This is a genomic window from Burkholderia cepacia ATCC 25416 (assembly GCF_001411495.1).
Classification (GTDB): Bacteria; Pseudomonadota; Gammaproteobacteria; order Burkholderiales; family Burkholderiaceae; genus Burkholderia; species Burkholderia cepacia.
The window spans coordinates 1750732-1760973 of record NZ_CP012981.1 but is presented as its reverse complement, the minus strand read 5'-3'; the positions used below and the strand labels follow the sequence as shown (position 1 = coordinate 1760973).

Annotated in this window: 8 protein-coding genes and 1 pseudogene; 5 read left to right on the top strand and 4 right to left on the bottom strand. The window is 61.2% G+C overall.

Going from position 1 to position 10242, the window contains the following annotated elements:
* Positions 1 to 55: 55 nt before the first annotated feature.
* Positions 56 to 139, bottom strand: a pseudogene (locus tag APZ15_RS42660) (ESPR domain-containing protein); the annotation flags it as partial.
* A 987-nt stretch (positions 140 to 1126) separates the two neighbouring features.
* Positions 1127 to 1435, bottom strand: a complete 309-nt coding sequence (locus APZ15_RS38960; protein WP_167562607.1) for an H-NS histone family protein — start codon at positions 1433 to 1435, stop codon at positions 1127 to 1129.
* Between the two features lie 259 nt (positions 1436 to 1694).
* Between APZ15_RS38960 and APZ15_RS38955 the strand changes: the two genes are divergently transcribed.
* A complete protein-coding gene (locus tag APZ15_RS38955) occupies positions 1695 to 2624 on the top strand; it encodes a response regulator transcription factor (RefSeq protein ID WP_226129593.1) in 930 nt (309 codons plus the stop codon).
* Positions 2625 to 2713: 89 nt separating this feature from the next.
* Here APZ15_RS38955 and APZ15_RS40790 read toward each other — a convergent pair whose 3' ends face one another.
* Positions 2714 to 2884, bottom strand: a complete 171-nt coding sequence (locus tag APZ15_RS40790) for a hypothetical protein (RefSeq protein ID WP_155253128.1) — start codon at positions 2882 to 2884, stop codon at positions 2714 to 2716.
* 903 nt (positions 2885 to 3787) lie between these two features.
* Positions 3788 to 5350 (bottom strand): tetratricopeptide repeat protein, encoded by a 1563-nt coding sequence (locus tag APZ15_RS07955; RefSeq protein WP_034195810.1) that lies wholly within the window; start codon positions 5348 to 5350, stop codon positions 3788 to 3790.
* A 27-nt stretch (positions 5351 to 5377) separates the two neighbouring features.
* Here APZ15_RS07955 and APZ15_RS40785 point away from each other — a divergent pair, with 27 nt between their 5' ends.
* The 4 genes from APZ15_RS40785 (at position 5378) to efeB (ending at position 10199) form a co-directional block, all read left to right on the top strand.
* Positions 5378 to 5647, top strand: a complete 270-nt coding sequence (locus tag APZ15_RS40785) for a hypothetical protein (RefSeq protein WP_138143310.1) — start codon at positions 5378 to 5380, stop codon at positions 5645 to 5647.
* Between the two features lie 576 nt (positions 5648 to 6223).
* A complete protein-coding gene (locus tag APZ15_RS07950) occupies positions 6224 to 7690 on the top strand; it encodes a carbohydrate porin (protein ID WP_027788214.1) in 1467 nt (488 codons plus the stop codon).
* Between the two features lie 65 nt (positions 7691 to 7755).
* Positions 7756 to 8889, top strand: a complete 1134-nt coding sequence (locus tag APZ15_RS07945; protein WP_027788215.1) for a hypothetical protein — start codon at positions 7756 to 7758, stop codon at positions 8887 to 8889.
* A gap of 11 nt (positions 8890 to 8900) precedes the next feature.
* A complete protein-coding gene (gene efeB, locus APZ15_RS07940) occupies positions 8901 to 10199 on the top strand; it encodes an iron uptake transporter deferrochelatase/peroxidase subunit (RefSeq protein WP_027788216.1) in 1299 nt (432 codons plus the stop codon).
* Positions 10200 to 10242 lie beyond the last annotated feature (43 nt).

Here is a 10242-nt window from a genome sequence, read left to right as displayed (position 1 = left end):
ATACGCTCTGGCCAGACGAGTTCATACGTCCCTGCTCGAAAATGCTCTTGGAAGCCTTACCGCGCGCGTTCGTCAGCTCGGATGCTGCCACCCACACACCCAGCGCCTCATTCCATATGCTTCGATAAATTTTATTCATAGTGATTAGGTATCCGATATTACTTTATTAGAATTTGACACCCTCGCCGATCATCGGATTGGCATGCTTGGCGTCAACGGCTCTCATGGTTCGTGGGGTGAAGCGTCACCATCCATATTTCAAGTGTCGCCACACGATCTCGAACTTTTTGGCCTGGCGCTCTTTTTTTTTCACGTTTATATTCAGTAAAACTTATTAATTGACATCGACTGGCTTCCCGCCGTTTCGTCATTGCCGTGATCGATCGCGATCATGGTTGGACGCTCGTCATCCTCGGCGAGCGAATCGCCAAAGAAGCGGACGACGTTGAGGCCGGTGATGTTGTGCGTACAGTAGTGACACGGATCAATCCGTTCGCGCCTTGGCCTGGAGCGCCAGGAACAATGCGTCGATAGTTCGTACGGTTCGATTTCTTGACGCAAGCCTCCCGAGAACCCGCTACGCTTGACCTACGACGATCCACAAAAGCCAGCCTCGTGGAGACGACACCGGCGGATCGGGACGTCATGCACGGCCCGCTATAACTTGTCGAGACTGACCTGCTCCGCGACACATAGCTGTCTGTCGCATTCTTTGTGCAACATCCTGGTGTGTTTGACCATCAAGCCCTCCCTGTTGAGCGCTACGCCCGGCTTATCGAAATGCCTCGACCGCAACGGATCGAAGTCAACCGAGAGGTGGCAAGCGATTTGCTCACGCGTCGACGTTTCGATCGAGGCCGTACGCACGGCCACCGCGATCATCTCGCCCCTCAAAGCATGCGGCCCGATTGCAAACCGACTGACCGCTCATGCCGAATTTCGCGACAACAACTATCGGATGCAGCTTGTCGACCTTCGGCATCAACAGATGCCGCTACCCGCGCCCGTATCCCCTGATACAGGCGATCGACAGCGTTACAGAGTCTGATATCCGATTTGGCGAGCCACGGAAACGACTCGGCACACCAGACCGCCGACCTTCACTTCAATGCAAAGATCAAATGCCTCAATCCTCACGCTCAAAATTGGATATCTCAAACTGCTTGCGATCTTTATCGCGAATCCATTCAGGCGCACGACCTACCCCTGACCACGTTGCTCCGCTAACGGGATCGAAATAGCGGGGGCGCCGTTTGGTCGCACGACGCAGGACATCGACCGCGAAAATATCCTCAGGAGAAAAACCAAACTCGCGGACGCAATATCTGATCTCCAGCAAAATTTCCTCCGCAGCCGCTCGCCGCTCCTCGGCAATCCGCGACTCCAGCTTCGCCCGTCTCTCCAAATACCGCCGATACGACTCCAGGTTACGCATTTAGATAATCACGTCTCGCCATTCTTGGAAATAGACTCTGATCGAGACGGCAATCTGGTAACCGCTCGCCACTCGCCTGTCCATCGCTATCAGCCGCAAAATATTTCCGGATGCTTCAACGCCATCAATGGCGAATGACCCACATCTATTTCGTCATACAAACCATTCAGACGGCAAATTCGCCTGAAAGGCAATCGCACCCGCTTCATCAATCCACATGAAGCATGCTATATGGAGGGCAAATTGAAATTGACAACATTTGTCACGAATCAATCACGCCCTAGAATTTATTCCGTTCATAAAAGTTGACAAAAAAACAGCCAAAAAATGCCACTCTATTTCGCAAATCAGTCATGCCATCCAGGCGCACGAGGCCCAGGCATATTGTTTCAATTTACTTTCAGTTAAATCCGGCCACCAAACCACCCCATGCACGAGGGTATTCCCGGATTTAAACGACACGATAAAAATGGTGCCAATGAAGATTCTTGCCGTTGACGACGAGCCAGCACAGGCGGCGTTCATCCGCGATTCCCTGATCGCCGAAGGGTTCGATGTCCGAGGCGCCACACGGGGTGCGGAAGCCATACGCCTCCTCGAAACCGACAACTTCAATCTGGTTGTGCTCGACTGGAACCTGCCGGATATTTCCGGACTGGAAGTCCTCGCCTGGATTCGTGCGCGAGTGGGCAGAGATCTCCCCGTGCTGTTCCTGACGAATCGAGTGCGCGAGGAGCAGCTTGTCATTGCGCTCGATGCAGGTGCCGACGACTATATGGTCAAGCCCGTTCGTCGCCATGAACTGATCGCAAGAGTACGCGCGCTCCTGCGGCGTGCCTATCCAGTGAACGCAACGCCAACATCGATCAACATTGGGCGTTATCGTCTGGACCTCGTGACCGAAACCGCGTTCCTGAGCGATGAGCCGATCAAACTGACATCGAGAGAATTCAACGTCGCCGTCGCCCTGTTTCAAAACTGTGGCCGCGCGATGCCAAGAGAAGCATTGATCAAGTCGATATGGGGCCGCCATAGCGACCATATTTCTCGAACGCTCGATACGCATATCTATCGTGTGCGATCGAAGTTGCGAATCGGCCCCGAAAACGGCGTTCGACTTCGCGCTGTCTACAATCACGGTTATCGGCTGGAGTTGCTCGATCCCAACCTCACGCACGATGCAGAATAGCGGCTGCCGGTACCCGCGCCAAAGACAACCTACGTGACCGAGGGGCTGTCAAGCCGCGTTCCTGCCGGGTGAACACCGAGGGCTTGCAGTCAGGAAATGGTGTCACCCTGACCGCTGCGCAAACCATGTGCTGGTTGCACGATACGGCAGCCGGCATCGTTGATCGAAACGCCGTTGCCGACGGTTACCCTCTCAGCGGGTACCGCCAATTTCCAGGCGAACGCCGTGACGCTCAGAATTCGATACAGGGAATGTTGCATTTTTCAACCTCACATCGGAACGTCGTTTCTGGCATCGGTACGATCGTGACCGGCACGGGGGACTGCACGAACCGCCGTTACCGAGCCTGCTCGCGCGGCGGCCTGGTCACCGGCTTCGTCGAACCTTGAATCAGTCGAGCCGCAAGGGGCATGAGCTCACCATGTTTGGGGCGATCGGCTAGCCAGGCCACGCAGACGGCCAGCGCAATCGCGCTCCCCCACAATGTCAACAGGACACGCATCCTCACCTCACCTTCACCGGTTTGGCCGCGACCTGCGTGATTTTCGCCCGCGGTTTCGGTGCCGTTTCGAGGACAACCACCAGCGTCACGACAAGCCCGCAGATCAGAAGTCCGCACGTTCCGAGCATTGCCTTATTCATTTCTGCGCCTCCCCCTGCATCGTTTGAACGAATGCGCCAATCGAGCCGCACGGGCGACCGTGCATGGACGCTCGAATCACACCCGAAAGGCTCGACGCGATTCGATCGCCCGATGGCCGGCCACGGAACGGTCGCGACGCTCTTGATGCCGTGGATCGCGATGAAGTTGCCGTTGGCATGACGAGGCGCATCGGTCGTTGGCTATCTCGAGTCGCGACGGCAAACCGAGCCTTTCGACGATCCCCGAACGCATCTGCGGCGATCTCACTTGTTGCCTGTAAAGAGGTTCTTCGTTGATCTTCGGGGAATAGGTCAGCTTCAATTTCTTGCCACCCAAACTATCAGGAATGCAGAGTAATATTCCAAGAACCCGACTTCACCCAAGATACCGAAGCATCATCAGATTGGAGCGGACTCTCGACGATTCACGCGTTCGCGTCGCCCGGCACGGTCGCCTGCCCCCCCGAAAACCGCCCGCTGAAATGGCACGAGAGACGGTTCCGCTTGCTCCACTTGGTCGACTAGTCGCGCCGATGCGCCCTCTCGGCCGACAAAGCCGTAGCGTTGAACTCCAGTTCGGACAAGACGCGCTCGATTACCTCGGTCCAGTTTCCGCGCGTGGTTTGGGTAAAGATTCGCATGCCGGGATACCACGGACTATCTTCACGATTGCGCAACCAGCGCCAGCACCCCGAGTATCGGTTCAGTAACCAAACGCGCTTACCCATGGCTGCCGCAAGATGAGCGACCGCAGTGTCGACTGAAATGACAAGATCCAGTGTGTCGATGAGGGCCGCGGTATCGGCAAAATCCCTCACCTCGTGCATCCAGTCGACTACATGCGGGTACTTCTCGTGGGGCAACGCTTTCGAAATGTCTTCTGCCTTCTGCAGACTGATCCAGTGCGCACCAGGCCACGCGAGCAATGGCGCCATCGTCTCCAGGTTGATACTGCGCCGTCGATCTTCGGGCATGGCCAAATGCCCTCCCGCCCAGACCACCCCGATGCGAGGCAAAGTCCCTGGTAACAAGGTTGCCACTTTCGATGACCATTTTCGCGATCGTCGCCGATCAGCGTGCAAATATGGCAAGTTGGCGGGAATGTTGTCTACTCGCGTTCCGAAGGCCATGGGCATCGACAGGAGCGGGCAATACCAGTCCCATCGAAGCGCGTTGAATGGCTTGTCTTCGAGCAGCGTCAGATTCGGCCACCGGGAGCAGAATGAATCGGTCAGCAACCGGCGCAGCGGTTTCGGGCATATGAATCCAACTGCCGTGAAATGTCCGAGGGCCATTTCGAGATATCTGCAAAATTGCAGCGTATCGCCAAAGCCCTGCTCGGCAAAAACGAGCAGGCGGTTTTCCCCTGGCGGTAGCGCTTGCCCCAGCCACCGACGGATCGAAATAGCAGGAGGCTTGATCCCTGAAGGCGAATCGCCCTCTCGAATGGTTGCCCATCGGTGTTCGAAATGTGGCCACGCTTCCCCATAGTCGCCGGCGCAAAGCAATGCATATCCGAGATTGGCGTGAGCTACGAGATGGTTTGGATTCAACTTGATTGCTTGACGATACGCATTGATCGCCAGATCGATTTTTCCTAACTGGTAGAAACTCACGCCCAGATTGCTATGAGCATCCGGACGCGCTGGATAACGTTCGATCATGCGTCGGCAAATATCACGGGCGTCTTCCGGCTTGTCATCCAGATCCAAGGCCATAAACAAGTTATACAGCAGCTTCGAAGTGTCCAGATCCGGCTGATGATCTTCGGCAAACGCCAGACCGCTTCGCGCGCTTGCTGCCGCCTGAGGAAACGCGTTCAATCGGACTTGCGTCACGCTCAGGCTGTTGTAGAAAGTGGCATCAGGAGACACATCAATAGCCCGTGTGAACCAGTCCTCGGCCTCCTCAACCTCATTCAACGACAGAGCGATCAGCCCTCTCAGATGCAGGACATCACCGCTCGACGGGTACTCCTTCAGAACGTCTTCGACCAGCCGAAGAGCAAGTTCAGGCTGGCCAGCGTTATAAGCCTCGATGGCCTTGTCATAGCACAACTGGATATCTTCAAGATTCGATTCCACGGCAACCCCGATCAGCAGTCCAAAGCAGTGAACGTTCCGCAGCGCAGCTCGGACCCGGAAGATGGACGCTGGATATCCATTACCGCCTCAATGCCGATTTGCCAACGTTGCATGGGGCGCGCGTCGGAAACCGGGAATTTCCTGGGGCCCTTCCAACGTCGACGTGTCGGTTTGAAAATTCAACCAGACCTCGAGCCGTCGTTGAACAAACGTTATCCAGAGATCGGTCGTGACCGGATGCCGTCCGAAAACATCCTGCCCCGCAAAAAACCTCGATCAGAAAAAAGCCAAGCGTGAGCTTGGCGTCAAATCCGAGGGGAAGTGCTCCGGTAACAGAGCATTGACGATGGTACGCGTCCGCACACGGCAAGATTTGAACGATTGTCACATCCAGAAAGAGGGAGGCATTTGCGGCCTTCGGCGATCACCGTCACCGGCCTGCGATAACCGGCCATTCAAAATCATGCGAACCATCGACTCAACGACGGAAGCGTGCCTCGTCCGGAAGCCTTGCTTCGACAACACGGGCCGTCCGAATCTGAACGAGCCTCGACATTAATCGCCGGAACCCAGCCGGATGCCTCCCGTGCCCCACCCCGCGGATCCATCGCTTCGCATCCAAGCATTCATTTTCATTACGCCGATATTTACGGTTTACCTCTGCACTAAACACGCCAAACGCCCTGTCCGTAAGCCCCTGGATTACATTCGGTAATTTAATGCGAATCATTCTCGTTTACATTGACTTTCCCATTTGACACTCCTACGATGCGCCGCGTTGCGCTTCGCTTCGTGCCCTGGCCAATCGGAGCCGAGCGTCCGGACAGCGATCGACAAGCAGGACTCCACACTAATTAGAACCAGGGATTTGATATGAAGTTTGCGTCGTTCCAGGGAGACAGCATCCGTGCCCGGATGCGCCCCGCCGCCTGCGCGGCCATCCTCGCATGCGCGTCGTTCGCGAGCGGCGCCGCTTTCGCCGACGTACCCGTCGACGCACAACCCGAAGCACCCGAGGCCGACCTCTCGATCCAGGCGAAGCCGACCAACATGTGGACCGGCATCTGGACGCGCCAGAGCCTGCTCGGCGACATGGGCGGCATCCGCCCGTGGCTCGGCAAGTACGGCGCGACACTGCAGATCACCGAAACCAGCGAATACCTCGCGAACCTGCGCGGCGGCCTGAACCGCGGCGGCGCGTACGACGGATTGACGACGGCCACGTTGACGGTCGACACGCAGAAGGCGATCGGCCTGGCCGGCGGCACGTTCAACGTCAGCGCGCTGCAGATCCACGGCACCAACCTGAGCGCGCGGAACCTCGGCACGCTCAACACCGCGAGCGGCATCGAGGCGCAGGGCACGACGCGCCTGTGGGAGCTGTGGTACCAGCAGTCGTTCCTCGACAAGCGCGTCGACGTGAAGATCGGCCAGCAGAGCCTGGACCAGGAATTCATGGTCAGCACGTATGCGAACACGTTCGTCAACACGATGTTCGGCTGGCCCGCACTGCCGTCGTACGACCTGCCCAACGGCGGCCCCGCGTATCCGCTCGCGGGCCTCGGCGTGCGCGTGCGCGCGCAGATCACGCCGAAGCTCACCGCGCTCGCGGGCGTGTTCGACGGCGACCCGCTCGGCAACAACCCGAACAACCTCAGCGGCACCAACTTCAACCTGCACAACGGCACGCTCTATATCGGCGAGCTGCAGTACGCGCTGAACCAGCCGTCCGACGGCGAAATGGACACCGGCCGCTCGAACGGGCTGCCGGGCACCTACAAGATCGGCGTCTGGTATCACAACGGCCGCTTCGCGGACCAGAACGTGGGCACCGACGGGCTGTCGCTCTCCGATCCCGCGTCGAACGGAAACGCGCAGCTGCGCCACGGCGACTACAGCTTCTACGCGGTGGCCGACCAGATGATCTGGCGCCCCGACCCGACCGGCCCGCGCAGCCTCGGCGTGTTCGCGCGCGTGATGGGCGCGCCGGGCGACCGCAACCTGGTGAGCTTCTCGGCCAATGCGGGAATCGTGCTGAAGGCGCCGTTCGAAGGCCGCGACAACGACAGCGTCGGCCTCGGCGTCACGTACATCCAGGTCGGCAACCACGTGACCGACCTCGACCAGGCCGCGCGGACGTTCGCGACCGGCCCGTACGGCGTGCGCACCCGCGAGACGACGCTCGAAGCGACCTACCAGTACCAGGTGAACCCGTGGTGGATCGTCCAGGCCGACGCGCAGTACACGTTCAACGCGGGCGCCGGCCAAAACCCGAGCGACGCGACGCAGCCGCTGCGCAACACGTTCGTGCTCGGCGCGCGTACGACGATCACGTTCTGAGCGACGCGCCCACGCTACCCGTTTTTCGCGCGCCGCCCGGACGGCGCGCCCTCCAGGAGATTCACATGATTCAATCCGCCCCGCTTCGCCGCCTCGCGACGGGCGCACTGGCCGCCGCCGCACTGACGGCCGCCGCCGGCGCACTCGCCGAGCCGCAAGGTTTCCTCGAGACGCTGCATCGCCACACCACGCTCGTCAACACGGTGCCCGACAACGGCGACCAGAACCCGTACGCAATCGCGGTCGCGCCGGTGTCGGCCGGCACGATCCAGGCGGGCGACGTGCTCGTCGACAACTTCAACAACGCGGCGAACCTGCAAGGTACCGGCAGCACGATCGTCGACTACCGCCCGTCGACGAAGCAGCTGAGCCTGTTCGCATCGATCCCGCGCGACCTGAAGGCGTGCCCGGGCGGCATCGGCCTGTCGACGGCGATGACGATGCTCAAATCCGGCTGGGTGATCGTCGGCAGCACGCCGAGCAACGACGGCACGACGAACACCAAGGGGGCCGGCTGCCTGATCGTGCTCGATCCGCAGGGCAAGATCGCATCGACGTGGTCGACCCCGAACATCAACGACCCGTGGGGCAACATGGCCGTGGTCGACCGCGGCGACAGCGCGACGCTGTTCGTCAGCATGGCCGGCTTCGGCGTCGGCCGCGCGGACGGCAACCCGCCCGTCTACAAGCAGGCGACCGTGCTGCGCCTCGATCTCGACGTACCGGCGGGCAAGCCGCCCGTCATCAAGCAGGAAACGGTCGTCGCGAGCGGCCTCGGCGCGCAGGCCGACAAGGGCGTGTTCCTGGTCGGCCCGACCGGCCTCGCGTTGTCCGGCGACCAGAAGAAGCTGTACGTGTCGGACGCGATCGGCAACCGGATCGTCGAAATCGACGACCCGCTCACGCGCGACACCAGCGCGGGCGTCGGCCGCCAGGTCACCGCCGACGGTTTCCTGCGCCGCCCGCTCGCGCTCGCGACCGCACCGAACGGCCACCTGCTCGCGACCAACGCGCAGAACGGCCAGGTCGTCGAGATCGACCCGGTCGCCGGCAAGCAGCTCTACGCGCGCTGGATCAACACCGACAAGGCGCAGTCGCCCCCCGGCAACGGCAACCTGTTCGGCATCGCGATGACGCCCGAGGGCGACGGCTTCTACTACGTCGCGGACGACGTCAACACGCTGTTGCTCGCGAAGTAACGGAACGAACCATGGCAGACGATCACAACCAGCCGCCCCGCCCCGCACGGCGCGGCTTCCTGAAGGCGGGCGGCGCGGCGGTGGCCGCCGGCCTCGCGGCGGCGTCGATGCCGGCCGCGAAGGCGGCGGATGCCCCCGCCGCCGCACCGGCCCCCGCGCACGACGGCGTCGAGCCGTTCTACGGCCAGCACCAGAGCGGCATCGCGACGCCGCAGCAGCGCCACGCGTATTTCGCGGCGCTCGACCTGACGACGGCGCAGCGCGCGGACGTCATCGCGCTGCTGAAGACCTGGACCGACGCCGCCGCGCGGATGACGCGCGGCGACACCGCGCAACCGCTCGCCGCGACGGGCGGCGACGAAGTCGCGCCGGCCGACGGGGGCGACGCGCTCGGCCTCGGCCCCGCGCGCCTGACCATCACGTTCGGCTTCGGGCCCGGCCTGTTCGCGCTCGCGGGCAAGGACCGCTACGGCCTCGCGAAGCAACGCCCCGCCGCGCTCGTCGACCTGCCGCGTTTCAACGGCGACCAGTTGCTGCCCGAGAAGACCGGCGGCGACCTGTTCATCCAGGCATGCGCGGACGACGCGCAGGTCGCGTTCCACGCCGTGCGCCAGCTCGTGCGGCTCGGCGCGAAAGCGACGCAGATGCGCTGGGGCCAGGCCGGCTTCACGTCGGGCAAGCCCGGCGAGACGCCGCGCAACCTGATGGGCTTCAAGGACGGCACGATGAATCCGCCGATGTCCGATCCGGCCGCGATGAACGAATTCGTGTGGGCCGGCAGCGAAGGTCCGGCATGGATGATCGGCGGCACCTACACGGTCGTGCGCCGGATCCGCATCACGCTCGAACACTGGGACAACACGGAACTCGGCTTCCAGGAACAGGTGGTCGGCCGCCACAAATACAGCGGCGCGCCGCTCGGCCAGAAGGACGAGTTCGAGGCGCTCGACCTCGACGCGGCCGACAAGGACGGCAACCCGGTGATCCCGGACAACTCGCACGCGCGCCTCGCATCGCCGCAGGTCAACAACGGCGCGCAGATCCTGCGCCGCGCGTACTCGTACAACGACAGCACGAGCTTCTACATCGAACGCTGGCCGCCATGGCGCCAGCAGACCGAGTACGACGCGGGGCTGATGTTCGTCGCGCACCAGCGCGACCCGCGCAAGGGCTTCATTCCGATCAACGAGAAGCTCTCGAAGCTGGACATCATGAACCAGTTCACCACGCACGTCGGCAGCGCGATCTTCGCGTGCCCGCCGGGCGCGCAACCCGGTTCGTACATCGGCGCCGCGCTGTTCGACGCATGACGTCGCGCCACGCAAGCCAACGCACACCTTTCCGGCCCGGCCG